18 protein-coding genes are annotated in these 18,658 nt (G+C 69.2%); 8 read left to right on the top strand and 10 right to left on the bottom strand.

Annotated elements, in window-relative coordinates; genetic code table 11:
* Window positions 1-371 precede the first annotated feature (371 nt).
* Window positions 372-4,598 (top strand): cadherin-like domain-containing protein, encoded by a 4,227-nt coding sequence (locus BLW81_RS15095; protein WP_157897702.1) that lies wholly within the window; start codon window positions 372-374, stop codon window positions 4,596-4,598.
* A 1-nt stretch (window position 4,599) separates the two neighbouring features.
* On the opposite strand, the gene BLW81_RS15090 is transcribed toward BLW81_RS15095, so the two are convergent.
* On the bottom strand, window positions 4,600-5,484 hold the full coding sequence (locus BLW81_RS15090; RefSeq protein ID WP_083407865.1) for an LLM class flavin-dependent oxidoreductase: 885 nt from the start codon (window positions 5,482-5,484) through the stop codon (window positions 4,600-4,602).
* Between the two features lie 48 nt (window positions 5,485-5,532).
* Between BLW81_RS15090 and BLW81_RS15085 the strand changes: the two genes are divergently transcribed.
* The 5 genes from BLW81_RS15085 to BLW81_RS15065 all read left to right on the top strand — a co-directional run bounded on the left by BLW81_RS15085 (window position 5,533) and on the right by BLW81_RS15065 (window position 10,179).
* Window positions 5,533-6,804, top strand: a complete 1,272-nt coding sequence (locus BLW81_RS15085; protein WP_083410560.1) for a DUF4032 domain-containing protein — start codon at window positions 5,533-5,535, stop codon at window positions 6,802-6,804.
* A 78-nt stretch (window positions 6,805-6,882) separates the two neighbouring features.
* A complete protein-coding gene (locus tag BLW81_RS15080) occupies window positions 6,883-8,202 on the top strand; it encodes a sensor histidine kinase (protein WP_083407864.1) in 1,320 nt (439 codons plus the stop codon).
* A complete protein-coding gene (locus BLW81_RS15075) occupies window positions 8,193-8,837 on the top strand; it encodes a response regulator transcription factor (RefSeq protein ID WP_083407863.1) in 645 nt (214 codons plus the stop codon). The genes BLW81_RS15080 and BLW81_RS15075 overlap by 10 nt, the downstream gene beginning before the upstream one ends.
* A 20-nt stretch (window positions 8,838-8,857) precedes the next feature.
* Window positions 8,858-9,745 (top strand): DUF4097 family beta strand repeat-containing protein, encoded by an 888-nt coding sequence (locus tag BLW81_RS15070; protein WP_083407862.1) that lies wholly within the window; start codon window positions 8,858-8,860, stop codon window positions 9,743-9,745.
* Between the two features lie 41 nt (window positions 9,746-9,786).
* Entirely contained in the window at window positions 9,787-10,179 is a 393-nt protein-coding gene (locus BLW81_RS15065) for a VOC family protein (protein ID WP_083407861.1), read from the top strand.
* Here the strand turns inward: BLW81_RS15065 and BLW81_RS15060 are convergent.
* Entirely contained in the window at window positions 10,148-10,807 is a 660-nt protein-coding gene (locus tag BLW81_RS15060) for a maleylpyruvate isomerase family mycothiol-dependent enzyme (protein WP_083407860.1), read from the bottom strand. The two genes, BLW81_RS15065 and BLW81_RS15060, sit on opposite strands and share 32 nt — an antisense overlap.
* Complete coding sequence (locus BLW81_RS15055) at window positions 10,794-11,693, bottom strand: alpha/beta hydrolase (protein WP_083407859.1); 900 nt, start codon at window positions 11,691-11,693, stop codon at window positions 10,794-10,796. Before BLW81_RS15055 ends, BLW81_RS15060 begins: the two co-directional genes overlap by 14 nt.
* Before the next feature lie 77 nt (window positions 11,694-11,770).
* Between BLW81_RS15055 and BLW81_RS15050 the strand changes: the two genes are divergently transcribed.
* Window positions 11,771-12,400 (top strand): TetR/AcrR family transcriptional regulator C-terminal domain-containing protein, encoded by a 630-nt coding sequence (locus tag BLW81_RS15050; protein ID WP_083407858.1) that lies wholly within the window; start codon window positions 11,771-11,773, stop codon window positions 12,398-12,400.
* Here BLW81_RS15050 and BLW81_RS15045 read toward each other — a convergent pair.
* Window positions 12,397-12,873 (bottom strand): Rrf2 family transcriptional regulator, encoded by a 477-nt coding sequence (locus BLW81_RS15045; protein WP_083407857.1) that lies wholly within the window; start codon window positions 12,871-12,873, stop codon window positions 12,397-12,399. The genes BLW81_RS15050 and BLW81_RS15045 overlap by 4 nt on opposite strands.
* Before the next feature lie 27 nt (window positions 12,874-12,900).
* The gene (locus BLW81_RS15040; protein WP_083407856.1) at window positions 12,901-13,500 is read right to left on the bottom strand and encodes a cysteine hydrolase family protein; all 600 of its coding nucleotides are present in this window, start codon (window positions 13,498-13,500) and stop codon (window positions 12,901-12,903) included.
* Window positions 13,501-13,541: 41 nt separating this feature from the next.
* Between BLW81_RS15040 and BLW81_RS15035 the strand changes: the two genes are divergently transcribed.
* Window positions 13,542-13,994, top strand: coding sequence for a hypothetical protein (locus BLW81_RS15035; protein ID WP_083407855.1), 453 nt, complete (start codon window positions 13,542-13,544; stop codon window positions 13,992-13,994).
* Here the strand turns inward: BLW81_RS15035 and BLW81_RS15030 are convergent.
* From BLW81_RS15030 to BLW81_RS15010, 5 genes are all read right to left on the bottom strand, one after another.
* Complete coding sequence (locus tag BLW81_RS15030; protein ID WP_083407854.1) at window positions 13,984-14,712, bottom strand: 3'(2'),5'-bisphosphate nucleotidase CysQ; 729 nt, start codon at window positions 14,710-14,712, stop codon at window positions 13,984-13,986. The genes BLW81_RS15035 and BLW81_RS15030 overlap by 11 nt on opposite strands.
* Window positions 14,709-16,595, bottom strand: coding sequence for a sulfate adenylyltransferase subunit CysN (cysN, locus tag BLW81_RS15025; RefSeq protein ID WP_083407853.1), 1,887 nt, complete (start codon window positions 16,593-16,595; stop codon window positions 14,709-14,711). Before cysN ends, BLW81_RS15030 begins: the two co-directional genes overlap by 4 nt.
* Window positions 16,595-17,527, bottom strand: coding sequence for a sulfate adenylyltransferase subunit CysD (gene cysD / locus BLW81_RS15020; protein WP_083407852.1), 933 nt, complete (start codon window positions 17,525-17,527; stop codon window positions 16,595-16,597). The genes cysN and cysD overlap by 1 nt, the downstream gene beginning before the upstream one ends.
* A gap of 221 nt (window positions 17,528-17,748) precedes the next feature.
* A complete protein-coding gene (locus BLW81_RS15015; protein WP_083407851.1) occupies window positions 17,749-18,240 on the bottom strand; it encodes a beta-class carbonic anhydrase in 492 nt (163 codons plus the stop codon).
* A 111-nt stretch (window positions 18,241-18,351) separates the two neighbouring features.
* Window positions 18,352-18,648, bottom strand: coding sequence for a hypothetical protein (locus BLW81_RS15010; protein ID WP_083407850.1), 297 nt, complete (start codon window positions 18,646-18,648; stop codon window positions 18,352-18,354).
* Window positions 18,649-18,658 lie beyond the last annotated feature (10 nt).

Raw genomic sequence — 18,658 nt, 5'->3', positions numbered from 1 at the left:
CCCGACACCGCTGCCCGGACCGCTCGGCAACGCCATTCCGGCGTCGGCCCGCATTTCGTTCCGTCGAGTAACCGAAATCAGCAAGATCAAGATCGAAGTTTGCCACGGGCGCGTTTGTCCGGCGCAATAACCAGGCTTATGTCGCATTACCGCGGCAAACAGTTTTGCCATCACTGATCGTCCCCGACGCATTCGGCGGCGGCGCAAATCGCCTGTTCACAGCACGGACAAGATCATTTGCAAACCGCCCGCGACAAGCGCATATTTGATTTACGTTGATGTCAATTCCCGGTGCGCTGAACCCAGTGCAAGCGGGGGGAGTTCTTGCGGGCAATTGCCCAGCTAACACTGAACGATGGGGGTCCCGGCGCATGGGATACAGCAATTACGTCGGGCGAGTAGGTGCGCTCGCGGTCGCGTTGGGAGTCGGCTTCGCGGTCGCCTCGCCCGCCGGAATTGCGTGGGCGGACACCGAGACCACGGCAACCGAATCGGAGTCGCCGACCGACAGCCAAGCCGCAGATGCGCCGAACGCTGACGGCCCCGCCTCCGAAAACTCCGCACCGACCGGAACCCCCACGAGCGACGACACGGCCCCGTCGGACCAGGACGACGACCCGACATCGCCGACCTCGCAGACCGTCGAGGTCGCGCCCGGCGTGACCGTCTCCAGCTCGGGTGGTGCGAACACCTCCACGCACGGCGGCACCGCCGACGATGTCGAGAATGCCGAGGTTCTGCCGGAGGTCGCCGCACCCGCGCAGGCCGACAAAGGGTCGGACACCAGCGACCGGACCGAGCCGGCGACGAGCACGACGCCCGCGTCTCATGTGTCCGCGCACACCGTGCAGGCGTCGACGGCGCCGGCGGCAGAGACGGTCGTGGAGCCGGGGCCGGCGAGCGTGGTCATCACCGATTCGGCCGACACCGGCGACACGGCCGCGCAGCCGTCGACCACTAGCGCGCCCGCCGAGCCGCCGACGTTCGCCGACGCGGTCGTCAAAGCCTTTGTCACACCGCTGGTGTCGCGGATCCTCGCGGCGTTTCCCGGCGATCCGGCCACCAACCCGCTCGGCTGGCTGCTGCTCGCCGCCGCGCGCCGAGAGCTCGACGCCACCGTCGAACCCACGGCCGCGCGGACGGCGGCGATGCTGACCACGTCCGTGTCCGACAGCGCGGCACCGACCGTCGGCGTCACGCTGGACGCGCCGCTGCCGGCCACCGGGGCCGTCACCGGCCAGATCGTCACCGACGGCTTCGCCGGTGGCTCGCTGTCCTACACCGTGACCGGCGCACCCGCCGCGGGCAAGCTCGTGTTCGACGCTGCGACAGCGAAATTCACCTACACGCCGACGACCTCGCAGCGCCTCGACGCCGCCACCACCGCCGCGGCGGACACCGTGGCGATGACGATCACCGTCACCGACGGCACCACCAGCGTGGCCACCGTCGTCGACATCCCGGTGGCCGCCTATCCGATCTCCAAGACCACCGACCTCGGCGCGGTCGACAACGCCCACAGCATCGCGGTCGCCGGTAACTACGCCTACGTCACCAACAAGGCCGCGGGCACGGTGACCGTGATCGACACGACCACCAATGCGGTCGTGCGCACCTACGCCGTCGGCGCCTCCCCCGACGGCGTCGCCGTCAAACACGATGGCAGCCGGCTGTACGTGTCGAGCTCCGAAGGCAACACGGTCAAGATCATCAACACCGCCAACGGCAAGGTGGTCAAGACGTTCAAGGTCACCGCCCCCAGCGCGATCACCGTCAATGCGTCCGCCTCGACGCTGTATGCGACCAGCCTCACCGGCGGCACGGTCACCAAGATCAACCTGAAGTGGTTCTCGTCGTCGACGGTCAAACTGCCGGCGGGGTCGCGCCCGACCGACGTCGTCGTCGGCCCAGACGACCGGATCTACGTCGTCAGCCGCAACGCCGACGGGGTCGGCTCGATCGCGGTGCTGGGCGCCTCGTCGAAGGCCGCGACGGCCGTGCTCGAATTGCCGGACGGCACAGGGTCGTTGGCGCTCGGCGCAGACGGCAAGCGGTTGTACGTCACCGCGGCCGACGGCAAGGTCCACGTGATCGACACCGCCACCACGTCGATCGTCGCGAGCCACTCGGTGAGCGGTGTCCCCGCGGCGGTCACGGTCAGCAAGGACGGCAGCACGCTGCTGGTCACCGATTCCGCCGGCGTGGTGTCCGCCCTCGATGCGGCAACGGGTGCACTGCTCGGCACCGTCAGCACGCGCCCGTCGCTGGCCGAGATGTCCCTGCCGTCACGGACCGTCGCCAGCCTCGACGGCACCAAGCTCTACGTCACCGACCCCGGCTCCGGCCGCATCTACGCCGTCGCGCTGCCCCCGATCAACAGCGCGCCCGAAGCCGGTGCACCACAACTGGGCGCACCGGTGACGAAGACGGGTGCGGTCAGCGGTCACGTCGGCGCGGTGGATCCCGACGGCGATCCACTCAAGTACGGCCTGGCCTCCGGCCCGGCGAGGGGCAAGGTAACGGTCAAGGCCGACGGCACATTCACCTACACCCCCACCGCCCAGGCCAGGCACGCCGCCTCCGCCGTCGGCGCGGGCGCGCTGACCACCGACTCGTTCACGGTGACCGTGGCCGATGGCAGGGGGGCAACCAGCCTCGCCACGGTCACCGTGGACATCTCCCCCACCAACGCCGTACCGGTCGTGAAAGTGTCTGTCGGCAAGCCGAACTCGACGACCGGCGCGATCGCCGGCAGCGTGACGGCCAGCGACGGCGACAAAGATGCCCGCACCTACACCGCGACCGTCCCGCCGGCCAAGGGCACGCTGGTGCTCGACGCGGTCACCGGGAAGTTCACCTACACCCCGACCGCTGCGGCCCGCCACGACGCCGCCAAACTCGGTGCACCGGCCACCGCGAAGGCCGACACGTTCACCGTCAAGGTCGACGACGGGCACGGCGGCGTCGTCGAGAAGACGGTCAGCGTGACGATCACCCCGGTCAACGCCAAACCCGCTGCGCCGACGGTCAACTCGTCGCTGGACGAGACGACCGGTGAAGTGGTCGGCACGGTCAAGTTCACCGACGGGGACGCCGACAAGCTGACCTACACGGCGACCGCCGGCAAGAAGGGCGTCTTCTCGATCGACGCCAACGGCAACTTCACCTACGCGCCGACCGCGGCCGCGCGGCAAGCGGCGGGCGCGGCGGGCGCCAAGGCCGCCGCCAAGGTCGACACCGTCACCGTCACCGTCACCGACGGCTACGGCGGCACCGCGACGGTCACGCTCAACCTGACGGTGACGCCCGCACTTGCGCAGTCCGGCAACGGATACGAGGCGTCGAACCCGACGGCGGCGATCGGGACCGTGATCGGGAAGGTGACCGCGGTGCCCGCCGCCGACGGGCCGACCTTCGTCCTCGGTACCGGTCCGACCAAGGGACTGGTGAAGGTCGACGCGGCGACGGGGTCGTTCACCTACGTGCCGAACGTCGACGCCCGCTACGCCGCCGCCAAGACCGCCGGCGTCGACACCGACACGTTCACGGTCAACGTCACCGACGCGCTGGGGTTGAAGACCACGGTGACCGTCCGGGTCGAGATCGCGCCGCCGCTGGCGTCGAACATGGACCAGCGTGCCACGACGATCGCGGTGACCGCGCAGGAGATGTACTTCTACAACCAGGCCGACACCGACCGCGCCCTGGACCTGTTGAAGGAGGCCGGTGTCACCAACATCCGCATCCTGGTGCCGTGGATGAGCGTCGAGTTCCTCGACGACGTGTGGACCTGGGGTGCGGTGGACCGGATGGTCAACGGCGCCGCCGCGCGCAACATCGAGGTGCTCGCGGTGCTGAACTCTCCGCCGGTGTGGGCGTCGGTGAAAGATGTGCCGCTGCTGTCGGGCCGACCGGCCAAGGTGGAGGAGTTCGCCGAGTACGCCGGCAAGGTCGCCGCCCGGTATGCGGGCAAGATCTCGGCCTACGAGATCTGGAACGAGCCGAACTACTGGGGCTTCTGGGCGCCCGGCCCGAACCCGGCGCAATACGCCGAACTGCTCAAGGCCGCATACCCGGTGATCAAGGCCGCCGACCCGAGCGCGGTCGTGCTCGCCGGTTCCGTCGCCTCGGTCATCGACTTCCTGAACATCACCATGAGCCCGGTGCGGTTCATCAAGGAGATGTACGCGGCCGGTGCGGCAGGCTATTTCGACGCCATCGCCTTCCACCCGTACCTGTACGGCATGCAGTTCTCCAAGGGTGGCTCGACGGTCAACGCACCGCTGTGGCAGGCCAAGGAGATCTACAAGCTGATGGTCGCCAACGGCGATGGCAACAAGAAGATCTGGGCCACCGAGTACGGCCAGCCGTCGCACCTGGTGTCCGAGGACAGCCAGGCCGCCTACATCGCCGACTTCCTGCGCAGCTGGCGCAACCAGTCGTGGGCGGGCCCGGCGTTCATCCAGACCATCAAGGACAACGACGAGGCGGACCCGAACGCCGCGAACATGGGATTGTTCCGCAAGGACTGGACCCCGAAGGCGGCGTGGAGCACGCTCCTCGAGCTCATCGAGGAGAACGCCCGGCTGCTGACCTGAGTTACGGCGCGAAGGCTGCGACGACGTCGGCCACGCGGCGCACCTGGTCGATGTCGGAACTGGTTGGGATCAGGTGGATTTCGTCGGTGCCGATGTCCTCGAAGCGGCGCAGCACGTCGAGCAGCTGACGCTCGGTGCCCGCCCAGCCCGTGGTGGGCGCCATCGCGTCCACGATGTCGCCGGGGATCCAGTTCATGTAGCGGCGCAGGTGGCGGTGCACCTGGTCGCGCGGTTCGTCGCCCTGGCCGATCGCGAACCAGAACGACGTCGCCAGGTGCGGTGCGGGCTTGCCCGCCTCGGCCCACGCGGTGCGGGCGACGTCGAACAGTTCGTTCTGCCGCTGCACGTCGAGGTCGAGCGTGGTTCCGGCCAGGCCCTCGGCCCACCCGGCCGCGCTGCGCAGCGTCTTGGGCCCGATCGTGCCGACCAGGAGCGGCGGCCCGCCGGCCTGCACCGGTGGCGGTCCCACCGGGACGACGGATTCGGTGACCCGCTCACCGGCCCAGATCCGCTTCATCACCGCGACGCGTTCGGCCATGCCCCGGATGGTCTGGGTGGCCGGGTCCGCGCCGGCGGCGCGGTAGTCCTCCTCGCGGCCTCCGACGCCGAGGCCGACCGTGAGCCGGCCGCCGCTGAGCATGTCACCGGTCGCCAGCGCCTTGGCCAGCATCACCGGATCGTGCAGTTGCGGCACCACAACCGTCGTCACCAACCGGACCCGGTCGGTCCACGCGGCCAGCGACCCGAGCAGGGTCATCGAGTCGGGGTTGTCGAACGCGATGCGCTCACCCCAGCACAGCGACGAGAACGGCCCGCCGTCGATGAGCCGCGCCCAGGATTGCAGCGTGGCCGCGTCGAGATCAGGCTCCATCACCGGCATCGTCATTCCGAGTTGCACGACCGCGATTCTGGCACGGCTGGCAGCATGAACGGCATGCCCACCGGCGTGCCCGAGTTTCGGCTGCGCGCACCCACGGCCGAACTGCTGACCCTGCCGTGGGAACGCCCGCTGTCGGAGTGGACCGTGCCCGACGTACCGCTGCGCGACATCGCCGTCGGCCCGAGCCGCCACCTGGTCAAGTTCGTCGAGGCCGACGGCCACCTGTGGGCGGTCAAGGACATGCCGCCGCGGATCGCGGACAAGGAGTACGCGGTGCTGCGCAGGCTCGAGGACATGGGGCTGCCCGCGGTGCGGCCCGCCGGGCTGGTGCGCCAACCGCAGTTCGACACCGCGATCCTCGTGACCCGATATCTCGACGGGTCATGGCAGTACCGGCGGTTGTTCAAGCGGCTGCCGCCCGATCAGCCCAAGCACCGCGCCCGGTTGTTCGACGCGATGGCCAACCTGATGGTCGAGTTGCACCGCCACGGCGTGTTCTGGGGAGACTGCTCGCTGGCCAACACGCTGTTCAGCCGCGACGGCCAGGTGCTGCAGGCGTCGCTGGTCGACGCCGAGACCAGCGAGGTGCACCCGTCGCTGTCGGACGGCCAGCGCGAACACGACATCGACATCCTGGTGGAAAACGTCGCCGCCGGAATGGTCGACCTCGTCGAGCAGCTCGGCCGCTCCGAGCTCGAGGACACGATGATCGAAGAGGCCCTCGACATTCGCGGTCGCTACGAACAACTTTGGGCGATCCTGCACGCCGAACCGGTGTTCGCGCTGGCCGACCGCTACCACGTCGAGGGCACCATCCGCAGGCTCAACGACCTCGGCTTCGCCGTCGACGAGATCGCGCTGGCACCGTTGAGCACCGAGTCCGAGCAGTTGCAGCTGCGGGTCGCGGTCGGCGACCGGCGCTATCACGCACAGCACCTGCGCGAGCTGACCGGACTCGATGTCGGTGAGGGGCAGGCCCAGATCCTGCTCGGCGATCTGCGGACCTACCAGAGCCTGCTGAGCCGTGAGGCCGGCCACGACGTCGACGAGTCGACCGCGGCGCGGCTGTGGGTGATGGAGGTCGCCACCCCGGGGATGCACCGCGCGCACGCCGCGATCGGCAACACCGGTTCAGCAATCCAGGCCTACTGCGACCTGCTGGAGGTCCGCTGGCTGTTGAGCGAGCGGGCCGGACGCGACGTGGGCACCGAGGCGGCGCTGGCGGCCCTCGCCCGCGGGGTCATCCCCACCGACTCGGCCGCCAAGATGGCCGTCGCCGAGACCCCGACCGCGCCGATGGCGCGCATCGAACTCGACGACGACTGACCGCGCGGGGGTTTTCCCCCGGCAAACCGGCGGGGAAACGGTGTGTCGCGGGCCGCCGCGAATCCATAGGTTGAAGGCATGGTCTTGGGCACAGTTTCGGTCACCGACCCTCCCACGGAGGCCGCTGCGACTCCCGTGCGCAGCGCGCCGCCGCACCGCCGCCCGTTCGGTCTGGTGCCGACGGCGTCGATGATCACCGGCGCCGCGATCGCCACGGTGTGGTTCTGGGTCCCGCTGACGCTGTTCGTCGTCGGGATTTCCTCGATCCCCAGCGTGATCGGTTTTGCGTTCGCGTCGGTGGTGTTCGTCTATCTGGTCCGCGGGGTGGACTGGCTCGAGCGCCTACGCAGCGAGGCGGTGTTCGGCATGGGCATCGGGGTGCCGCCGCGTCGGTTGTCGCACTACACCGGATTTCAGCGCTGGCTGCACCAGCTGTGGCTGGATGTCAGCAGCGTCCGGTTCTGGAAAGCGTTGGCCCACCACTACTTGCGGATGGTCTACGACCTGCTCGCCGTGGGGATCACGTTCGCGCTGCTGGCGTTCGCGGTGCTCGGGCCGGCGGCGGCGATGGCGATCGACCAGAGCGACGACGACGCCGGGCTCAGTTTCCTGCCCGTGCCGGTGGCGTGGCTGCTGGCGCTGGTGGCGGTGGCCGCCGCGGCCGCGATCCTGATCGTCGCGCCGGTACTCGACGCGGCGATCGACCGGTGGCTGTTGCCGCCGTCGTCGACGGCCGCGCTGCAGCATCAGGTCAGCGCGCTGGCCGACGCGCGCGAGGGTGCGGTGTCGTCGGCGCAGACCGAACGCCACCGGGTCGAACGCGATCTGCACGACAGCGTGCAGCCGCGGTTGGTGAGCCTGGCGATGACGATCGGGTTGGCGCAGACCAAGTTGGACACCGACCTGCCTGCGGCCAAGACGCTGATCGCCGAGGCGCACGAGGACGCCAAGAGCGCCCTGGTGGAACTGCGCAACGTGGTGCGTGGCATCGCGCCGACGATCCTGTCCGACCGCGGCCTGGACGCCGCGCTGTCGTCGGTGGTGCAGCGTTCGCAGCACATGGGAGTGCCGACGACACTCGATGTGCAGCTGCCGCGGCGGCTGCCCGACGAGGTCGAGGCATGCGCGTATTTCGTTGTCGCCGAGGCGTTGACGAACGTCGTCAAGCATTCCGGCGCCACCCAGGCGATTGTGACCGTGCGCTACGACGACGCCTCCGACCAGCTGTCGGTGTCGGTGTTCGACAACGGCGCGGGCGGCGCCCGGATCACCTCCGACGACGAGGCCACCGGCCTGCGCGGCCTCGAGGACCGCGTGCGCGCCGCCCGCGGCACGTTCACCGTGTCCAGCCCGTTGAGCGGGCCCACCGTCGTGACCGCGGTGCTGCCATGCGCATAGTGATCGCCGAGGACTCCGCGCTGTTGCGGGCGGGCATCGAGCGCATCCTCACCGACGCCGGCCACGAGGTCGTCGCCGGTGTGCCCGACGCGACGAACCTGCTGCGGTTGGTCAACGAGACGCGCCCCGATCTGGCGATCCTCGACGTGCGGATGCCGCCCACCTTCACCGACGAGGGCATCCGGGCCGCGGCGCTGCTGCGCAGCCAGAACCCGGAGTCGCCGGTGCTGGTGCTGTCGCACTACGTCGAAGAGCGCTACGCCGCCGACCTCATCGCCTCGGACACCAGGGGTTTCGGCTATCTGCTCAAAGACCGGGTCGCCGACGTGCCCGCCTTCCTGGACGCCGTCACGGTGGTCGGCGGCGGCGGGACCGTCCTCGATCCGGAGGTGGTGTCGCAGATCCTCGTGCGCTCGCACCGCCGCAACGCGCTCGACGCGCTGACCCCGCGGGAGCTGGAGGTGCTGCAGTTGATGGCCGAGGGCAAGACCAACTCGGCGATCGCGGCGGCCCTGCACGTCTCGGTGGGCTCCGCCGAAAAACACATCGCCTCGATCTTCGCGAAGCTCGACCTGGCTCCCGACGACACCGAGAACCGTCGCGTGCTGGCTGTCCTGCGCTACCTCGAATCCTGAACTCGCGGAAGGAATCCCACGTGACCACCCTCGCTCCCCCACCACCGGCACCGACCAACCCGCCGCCCCCGCTCTCCCCGGGCGGACGGACCGCGTTCCGCGCAGTGCTCATCGTCGCGGCCGCCGCGCTGGTGGCGGGGGCCCTCGTGGGCCTGAGCGCGCTCGCGTGGGGCATCACCAACTTCCGGGTGATCACCGATTCGAAGGCGCTGCCACCGTCCGTGCGCGCCCTCGTGGTGGACACCGGGGAGGTGCCGATGGCGGTCCGGCTCACCACCGACCGCGATGCCGCCGAACCGCGCGCCGACCTGCGGATGGTGAATTCGACACGGGCAGGGGCCAATCCGCTGGAGCTGACCTCCGACCGCAACGAGGCTCGGTTGACCATCACCGGGGAGCCCTCGGAGTTCCTGCAGTGGAGCCGGGCCGGTGAGATCACCGTGGTGTTGCCGCCGGATCTGGCCCGTCGGCTGACGGTCACCGTCGAGCAGAAGAGGGGCGTCGTGATGGCGCAGGCCGACCTCGACCAGCTGATCGCCCGCACCGACGACGGCGCGGTGCTGCTGAGCGGGTCGGCACGCCGCGTCGAGGTCCACAATGTCAACGGCGAAGTGGTGGCGCGCAAGCCGATCGCGGTGACCGAGGCGTTCACCGCCACCACCGTCAGCGGCGACGTCAAGGTCGATTTCGCCGAGGCCGCACCGCGAACCGTCGACGTGAACAGCGAAGACGGCGACGTCATCGTCGGATTGCCTGCCGGCGGGTCCTACGTCGTCAACGCCGACACCGGCGCCGAGCGCGGCGCCACCGTGGTGCGGGTGCCGCGCACGACGGACCGCGCCGCCGCCGACGCGACGGTCACGGCCCGTTCCGAGAACGGCGACGTCGTCATCGACGAGGTGCGCTGACCTTGCGTGTCCGATAGCGGCGGTGGTTGACTCGGAAATTCATGGCTATCACGTTCAATCACACCATCGTCGCGGCTCATGACCGCGCTGAGTCAGCGAGATTTTTCACCGAGTTGTTCGGTCTGCCCGCTGCCAGAGAGTTCGGCCCGTTCCTGGCCGTCGAGCTCAACCACGGTGTGAGCCTGGATTACGCGCAGGTCGCCGAGGGCGAGGACATCCGGCCGCAGCACTACGCGTTCCTGGTGTCCGAAGACGAGTTCACCGCCATCTACGGCCGGATCACCGAGCGCGGGGTGCCGCACTGGGCGGATCCCCGAGGCAGCAGGCCCGGGGAGATCAACCACAACGACGGCGGACGGGGCGTGTACTTCCAGGATCCGGCGGGCCACTACCTGGAAATCCTCACCCGGCCGTACGGCTCGGGCGCGGACTGACCCTCGCCGCGAGCACGTCGACACCGTCGCCGGTCAAGCGGGGCAGCGCATGCGGCCGGTTGCCGAGCACCGACACCAGGTCGGCGGCGCAACCCTGAACAACCGGCCCCGCGTCGCCGTGGGTCCACGCGATGTCGGTGGCGCGCAACCGGATTCGGCGGCTGTTGGCGAATGCCGGAACGAACGGGTTGGGCACCGTCACCTGGGTGTTGAGCACCGCGGCCAGCACATCTCGGCGGGTTCCCGGGGGCCGGCCGAGCGGAAACAGGATGTCGAGTTCGTGCGTGACGTGGTCGCCGAGCAGCAGCTGCGGCGGGAAGATCCGGCCCAGGCCGCGCGGGCGGTCGATCAGGCGGCTCAGCTCGTCGAGCAGGTCGGCGGGCCCGGCCTGCTGAGCCAACGTTTTGGCCAGCGCGGTGTTGGCGCGGTCGAACGAACCCTGGTGCCGCACGAGGGTCGCCGCGAACGTACCGATACCGGTGCGGTAGCCGATCACCAGGTGCGCCAGCACCTCGTGATTGGTCCACGCGTCGCACAGGCTCGGCTGCGCCCATTCATCGGGGCGCAGATCGGCCAGCGCGCTGACCAGGCGGATGTCGTTGTCGCGCAGACGCTCACGCGCAGACATCGAGATGCTCCTGCAGGAACGCGGTCTGGTCGGCGAGCGCCGCCGTCACCTGCGGCGGGTGGTAGATCTCGAAGTGGTCCGCCGCGTAGTGGCGGGCGCGTCCGCGGGGCGCTCGGCGCGCGACCAGTTCGGCGTACGCCGGGTCCATCAGGGTTTCCCGGTCACACACGCATACCAGCAACGGCGCCCTCACCTTTCGCGCGTCCCGGATCGCCGACGTGGTCACCATCGTCACCGCGTCGGCGGCCAGGATCCGGTTGTCGAACTGCCCGCCGGGCGGCACCGTCGAGTTCCAGCCGGCTTCCGCGCCCGCCACCGTGACCAGGGCGAAGCCGTCCGGTGGCCCGACGATGGGGAGGTGGCGGCGGGCCCGCCCGGCCATCCGGCGCAGGAGGTCGTCGGTGATCGCGGGAACAAGCCGCAGCGCCGCGCGCGGCCCGAGACTGCGGGCGGCCGCCGGTCCGTGCACGATCGGGCACTGCACCACGGCGGCGGCCACGTCGTGGACGGCTGCGGCCCGGATGACGTTCATGGCGCCGAGGCTGGTGCCCCACAGCCCGATCCGTCGGCCGTCGATCTGCGGGTGCGCGGCCAGGTGTCGCGCGGCGGCGATGACGTCATTTCGTTGCCGGTTCGCCGAGATGTGTTGGCGCGGTTGTCCGTCCGACTCACCGGTGTGCCGGTAGTCGAAGGCCAGCGTGGCGATGCCTGCGGCGGCGAAATGCTGCTCGTACTGCGCCAGCATCATGTCGTGCGTCGCGCCGAGGCCGTGCACCAGCACGATCCCCGGATGCGGTCCGTCGCCGTCGGGCAGCGTCAGCCAGGCCGCGCATCGCGTGCCGTCGATGTGAAAGTCCACGCGATGGGTCGGAATCGTTGTCGTCATGGGACGCTCCCTCACACAAGTACGGTGTACGTATAGTTACACTGCTTTACGTACGCTGTACTTGTCAAGGAGGGTCGGTGCGCGCACGGTTTACCACGGAGGAGATCGCCGCCGCGGCGCTGGGAATCGTCGACACGTCCGGTGCCGACGCATTGAGCATGCGGGCGTTGGCCGGGGTGCTGGGCACCGGGCCGATGACGGTCTACAACTACGTCCGCGACAAGGCGGAGTTGGAGGAACTCGTCGTCGCCGCGGTGGTTGCGGAGATGGAGGTGCCGGCACCGACCGCGGACTGGGTCGAGGACGTCTATGCGCTGGCCGATGCGATGTGGCGCAGCATCCGCGCGCATCCCGCCGCGATCCCATTGGTCCTGACGCGGCGCACGGCGTCGGCGACCGGATATGCAGTTGTCGATGCGTTGGTCGGTGCGCTGGAACGCGGCGGATTGTCCGACACCGACCGGCTGGCCGCCTTCCATGCGGTGTTGGGCTTCGTCGTCGGCGCGGTGCAGTCGGAACTGGCCGGGCCGTTGACCACCGGCCGCGATGCGCCCGACGCCGCGACCCGCATCGGCGCAGTGGCCGGTGACAGCTACCCGCACATCGCGGCACTAGCCCAGGTTGCGGTGCGCACCCCGGTCGCCGAGGACTTCGAGCGCGGCCTGCGCATGCTGCTCGACGGGATCGCAGCGCGCGGCAGCCGCTAGTTCAGCGAGTGACCGCGCTTGGACTCCTGCCCGCGGTAGTCATCGGCGAGTTTGCGCACATGCTGCGGCAACGCGTTCGCGGCGACGTCGGCGAGGCTGGTCTCCTCCAGCACCGATCGCATGCTTGCGCGTAGCGCCCGCCAGACGTCGGTCAGCGCGGTCGTCGGGCCCGTGTACGGCAGGTCGCCGAGCCCGATGTCGCGCACGCTGGCCAACGGGCCGTCGATGGAGCGCAGGACGTCGGCGATGCTGATCTGCTCGGCGGGCCGGCCCAACTCGTAGCCGCCCTCGCGGCCGCGGTGGCTGCGGACCAGGCGATCGGCGCGCAACACGGACAGGATGTCGACGAGGAACTGCGGCGGAATGCCCTGCGCCTTGGCCAGGTCATCTGTCTTGATCAGGGCCCCGTCATCGGCGACGGCCAGTTGCACCATCGCGCGAACGGCGTACTCCGCCTTCGCCGACATCCGCATGACACGGATTGTGCCACCGCTTCGGCGTCAGTCCGGGATGGTGGCGGCGTCGGGCACGACCACGGCGAACAGGTCGGCGATCGCGGCCAGGCTGGCCGTGTGCACCGCCGCGGCCGAAAGCTCGCCGCCGGTGGGGTCGGGCAACGGGCGCGTCGCCGTCGCCTTGGCGACCACCGTCGGTGCGTAGCCGAGGTTGAACGCGCCGCGCGCCGTGGAATTGACGCACATGTGCGTCATGAACCCGGCCAGCACCAGGTTCTGCGCGCCGACGGCCTTGAGCCGCTCGTCGAGGTCGGTGCCCACGAACGAGTTCGGGTAGTTCTTCACCACGACCGGCTCGTCACCGCGGGGCGCGACGCGGTCGACGATGGCGCCGATGTCGTCGCGGATGTCAAACGGACTGCCCGGCCCGTCGTCGTGCTGGATGTGGATGATCGGGATGCCGGCCGTGCGTGCCCGATCGAGTAGGCGTTCGGCCTCGTCGAGCGCGGCCTGCACGCCGTCGAGTTCCATGACGCCGCGCGTGTAGGTGTTCTGGCAGTCGATCAGGACCAGCGCCGAGGAGGCGAGGCTCTCGGGTTGGGCGGGCAGCCCGCTCAGCGCGCGCAGCGTGGGGTGTTCGGCCATGGCAGAAACCTATACGACCGCACACGATTTAGGCTCGAGGAGTGAAGTACCTGATCGGCGGCGTCGCGGCCGCGCTCGTCATCGCCGGTGTCGTCGTGGTGCTGTTAACGCGAGGGGACGGGGACCTCTCCCCCGACTGCCAGAAGGCGGAGCATGCGCTGCGGCCGCTCGCGGGAGCGATGGGCGAGGTGATCAGCACACTGCCGGCCGATGTCACCGACGAGCCGTTGGACCGGCCGGCCGCTGCCGCCGCGGAAGCCGAGGACGCCGCCGAGATCCGCACCCGTGCGGCCGCCATCGAATCGGCGGCGCTGCGCGCCGAGGTGAACACGGTCGCGGATGCGTTGGAGGCGATCAGCCGCAGCACGCTTGCGCCGGCTTCGGCTGCACCCAGCAGGGAGTACTTCGGCGCCAAAACGCGTCTGGACAACGCGATTCAAGCGATCGTGAAAGCCTGTCCGGGAATCGGGGACGAGCCGCCGGTCAGGCCGTGACGGCGAGCACCGCGTCGGCCAGCTCCGGTCGGCACACCACCAGGTCCGGCAGCTTCGAGTCGCGCTGGTTGTAGCGCAGCGGGGACCCGTCGATGCGCGAGGTGTGCAAGCCCGCGGCGCGGGCGACGGCGACCGGCGCCGCCGAGTCCCACTCGTACTGCCCGCCGGCGTGCACGTAGACGTCGGAGTGGCCCTGCACGACCGAGGCGACTTTGGCTCCCGCAGAACCCATTTCGACCAGTTCGCCGTTCAGCGCGTCGCGCACGGCGAGCGCAATGGCCGGCGGGCGGGTGCGCGACACCACGATCCGCGGACTGCCGGGTTGCGGCGGGGGCGGCGCGACCGTCGGGGTGGCCAGCGTGACGCCCTGCGCGGGCAGTGCCACCGCCCCGGCGACCAGTTCGCCGTTCTGCCACAGCGCGACATGCACGGCCCAGTCCTCACGCCCGAGTTCGGAGAACTCCCGGGTGCCGTCGAGCGGGTCGACGATCCACACCCGCTCGGCCGTCAGCCGGACCGGGTCGTCGGCGCCCTCCTCGGACAGCACCGCGTCGTCCGGCCGCTCGGCCGCCAACGCCTCCATCAGGAAGTCGTGGGAGCGCTTGTCGCCGGCGGCCTTTCGCTCGTTGGCGGTGGCGTCGGCCAGCTCCTCGCGGACCTGCAGAAGCAACTTTCCCGCGTCCGTCGCCAGCCGCGCGGCGACGTCGTGATCGCTCACCGCCTGCTTTCCAGCAGCTCGATCACCAGATCAGCCAGTTCCTCGGGGTCGCGGTCCGGGGTCAGCCGCAGATCGGGCTTCTTGGGCCGCTGGTAGGGGCTGTCGATACCGGTGAAGTGCGTGATCTCGCCGGCACGGGCTTTGGCGTAGAGGCCCTTGGGATCCCGGCGTTCGCAGTCCTCCAGCGGGGTGTCGCAGAACACCTCGAAGAAGTCCAGACCCGCCTCGGTGGTGACCTTGCGGGCGAGCGCGCGGTGCTCTTCGAGCGGGCTGATCGCCGGCACCAACACCACCTGACCCGAGTCGGCGAGAATCGCCGCGACGTGCGCCAGCCTGCGCTGGTTCTCCGCGCGGTCGGCCATCGAGAAACCGAGGTCGGCGTTGAGTCCGTGGCGCAGGTTGTCCCCGTCGAGAACGTAAGCGGGCACACCCTTTTCGATCAGCTTCTGCTCGACCAGCATCGCCACCGACGACTTGCCCGAACCCGACAGCCCGGTGAACCACACGGTCCGGCCCTTGCTGAGGCGGTCCTCCGCTTTGCACAGCGACTCGTGGCGCACGGTGTTCGGGCTCGACGTCCGCGCGGTGACCTGGGGCAGGATCATCCCAGCGGCGACCGTGCCGTTGGTGTTCGGGTCGATCAGAATGAACGACCCCGTCGCCGCGTTACGGCTGTACTCGTCGAGCAACAGCGGCTGCTGCGTGCGCAACGAGACCCGGCCCAGCTCATTGAGTTTGAGCGCGGTGGCTTCCTTGTCGCGGTGCAGCGTGTTCACGTCGAGCCGGTAGTCCAGCGCGGTTACCCGCGCCCGGGTGGTGCGCGTGGTGTGCTTGATCAGGTAGTCACGGCCGGGCTCGAGCGCGGACTCGTCGGCCATCCAGCAGACGGTGGCGTCGAATTCCTGTGTCACCCTTGGCTGATTGTTCGGCCGGGCGATCAGGTCACCACGGGAGATGTCGATGTCGTCGGCCAGGCTGATCGCGACGGCCATCGGCGGGAACGCCACCTCGACGGGTCCCGATGGACCTTCAATCGCGGAGATGCGCGACGTCTTGCCCGCCGGCAGCACGATGACGTCGTCGCCGACCTTCATGACACCCCCGGCGACCGTGCCGGCATAGCTGCGGTGGTCGTGGTGCTCGAGGGTCTGCGGGCGGATCACGTATTGGACCGGGAAGCGGACGTCGACGAGGTTGCGGTCGCCAGCGATGTAGACCTCTTCGAGGTGGCTCAGCAGCGGCGGGCCCTCGTACCACGGCGTGTTCGCGGACTTGGTGACGACATTGTCGCCGTTGAGCGCCGACAGCGGGATCGTGGTGACGTCGTGGATGTCGAGGCGGGCGGCGAAATCGTGGAAGTCCTCGCGGATCTTCTCGAACCGCTCCTGGTCCCAGCCGATCAGGTCCATCTTGTTGACCGCCAGCACGATGTGCTGAATGCCCAACAGCGACGCCAGGAACGCGTGGCGTCGGGACTGCTCGAGCAGGCCGTGGCGCGCGTCGACCAGCACGATCGCCAACTGGGCCGTCGAGGTGCCGGTGACCATGTTGCGGGTGTACTGGATGTGGCCGGGGGTGTCGGCGATGATGAACTTGCGCTTGGACGTCGCGAAGTAGCGGTAGGCCACGTCGATCGTGATGCCCTGCTCACGTTCGGCGCGCAACCCGTCGGTGACCAGCGCGAGGTCGGTGTAGTCGTGCCCGCGTTCCTTGGAAGTGCGCTCCACAGAAGCCAACTGGTCTTCCATGACGGCCTTCGAGTCGAACAGCAGCCGACCGATCAGGGTCGACTTACCGTCGTCGACGGAACCGGCGGTGGCGATGCGCAACAGGGTCGCGCCGGGCCGGGTGGTGGCGCCCGTGCGGTCTAAGGTGCTGGTCATCAGAAGTAACCCTCCCGCTTGCGGTCTTCCATGCCGGCCTCGGAGATGCGGTCGTCGGCGCGGGTGGCGCCGCGTTCGGTGAGCCGCGACACCGCGGTCTCGGCGATCACCTCGGAAACCGTTGCCGCAGTGGACTCCACGCAACCGGTGCAGGTCACGTCGCCGACGGTGCGGAACCGCACAGTCTTCTCGATGACCTCTTCGTCCTTGCGGGGCTGCAGGTAGCGGTGCACGGCCAGCAGCATGCCGTCGCGCTCGAACACCTTGCGCCGGTGAGCGTAATAGATCGACGGCAGTTTGATCTTCTCGGCGCCGATGTAGGACCAGATGTCGAACTCGGTCCAGTTCGACAGCGGGAACACCCGGATGTGCTCACCCTTGTGGTGCCGGCCGTTGTAGATGTTCCACAGCTCGGGCCGCTGCGCCTTGGGATCCCACTGGCCGAACTCGTCGCGGAACGAGAACACCCGCTCCTTGGCGCGGGCCTTCTCCTCGTCGCGGCGGGCGCCGCCGAACGCGGCGTCGAACTTGTTCTCGCGGATCGCGCGCAACAACGTCACGGTCTGCAGCGGGTTGCGCGACGGGATCGTCTCGACCACGCGGCCGGCATCGATGTCGTCCTGCACCTTGGCCACCACGAGCCGGACGCCGGCCTCCTCGACGAGCTCGTCGCGGGTCTGCAGCACCTCGTCGAAGTTGTGCCCGGTGTCGACGTGCATCACCGGGAACGGCAGCCGGCCCGGCCGGAACGCCTTGAGCGCGAGATGCAGCATGACGATGGAGTCCTTGCCGCCGGAGAACAGCAGCACGGGGCGCTCGAACTCCGCGGCCACCTCCCGGATTATGTGGATCGCCTCGGCCTCCAGCGAGCGCAGATGGCTGAGCTCATAGCGGCCCGCGTTGGCCTGAGCGGCCTGTTCGGTGCTGGTCATCGTATCCTCGTAAAGTTGGTAGAAATGACCATATTTACGATCATTACCCGATATTAGACACCTGGGGCGTCGACGATGTCAACGCGCGCCGCCGGGTAACCCGGCGAGTCACACCGAGCAACGTTGTGCAGACAAAGTCCGAGAAGTGAGCCGCAAAACGTGGGAACCTGCGACGCGTGTGGCTCCTGGGGCGCCAGCGGTCCCAGGCTCGCCGAAAGTGTTTACAAAGTGACTTCGGTGAGCCGGCCCGTCGCGACGTCGAAGATGAAGCCGCGCAGCGACTCGTGCTTGGTAACGAACGGACTGGCCTCGATGCGGCGCAGCGACTGCCGCACGTCCTGCTCGAGGTCGATGAACGACTCGGCGGCCCATTCGGGTTTGATGCCGATCTCGTCCTGGATCTGCTGCTTGAACCCGTCGTCGGTGAACGTCAGCATGCCGCAGTCGGTGTGGTGGATGAGGATGATCTCCTTGGTGCCGAGCAGCCGCTGGCTGATGGCCAGCGAGCGGATCTCGTCGTCGGTGATGACGCCGCCCGCGTTGCGGATGACGTGTGCCTCGCCGTCGCCGAGGCCCAGGATCCGGTAGATGTCGAGTCGCGCGTCCATGCACGCCACCACCGCGACGTGCTTGCTCGGCGGCAGCGGCAGCGGACCGGAGAACGTCTTCGCGTATTCCTCGTTGTTCTTCAGGTACTCGTCGGTCACGGACATGGATCGACCATAGCCAACCCTGTGCCGTTTGTGCCGCAACAAAAATCAGGACGATCGAATAGGGACGGCCGCCCCGCCGAGGGGAGGCGGGGCGGCCGTCATGAGGGATCGTCAGAGCGGAATCCAGACCGGGCCGAGCCAGAAGCCCCAGGCCGCCCGCACCGGATCGAAGATCGGGTTCACCCATCGTCCCTGGTACAGGAACGGCCGGTGGTCGTGCACGGCGCGTTCGTAGCCGCCGCGGTCGCCGAACGGGATGCCGGGCCGCTCGTGCACGAACGCCGGCCCGGGTCCGTGCGGGCCGCCGTGGCCCGGTTCGGCGGCGGCAACCCCGGTGGACAAGCCGAGCGCCGCCGCGCCCACGCCGCCGGCGATGACGACGCCTGCGATCAGTTTCTTGAGTGTCATGACGGGTTCC

Origin of the sequence: Mycolicibacterium rutilum, from assembly GCF_900108565.1 — a bacterium.
Classification (GTDB): Bacteria; Actinomycetota; Actinomycetes; order Mycobacteriales; family Mycobacteriaceae; genus Mycobacterium; species Mycobacterium rutilum.
The sequence above is the reverse complement of the archived record's forward strand: the minus strand, read 5'-3'. Positions and strand labels throughout refer to the sequence as shown.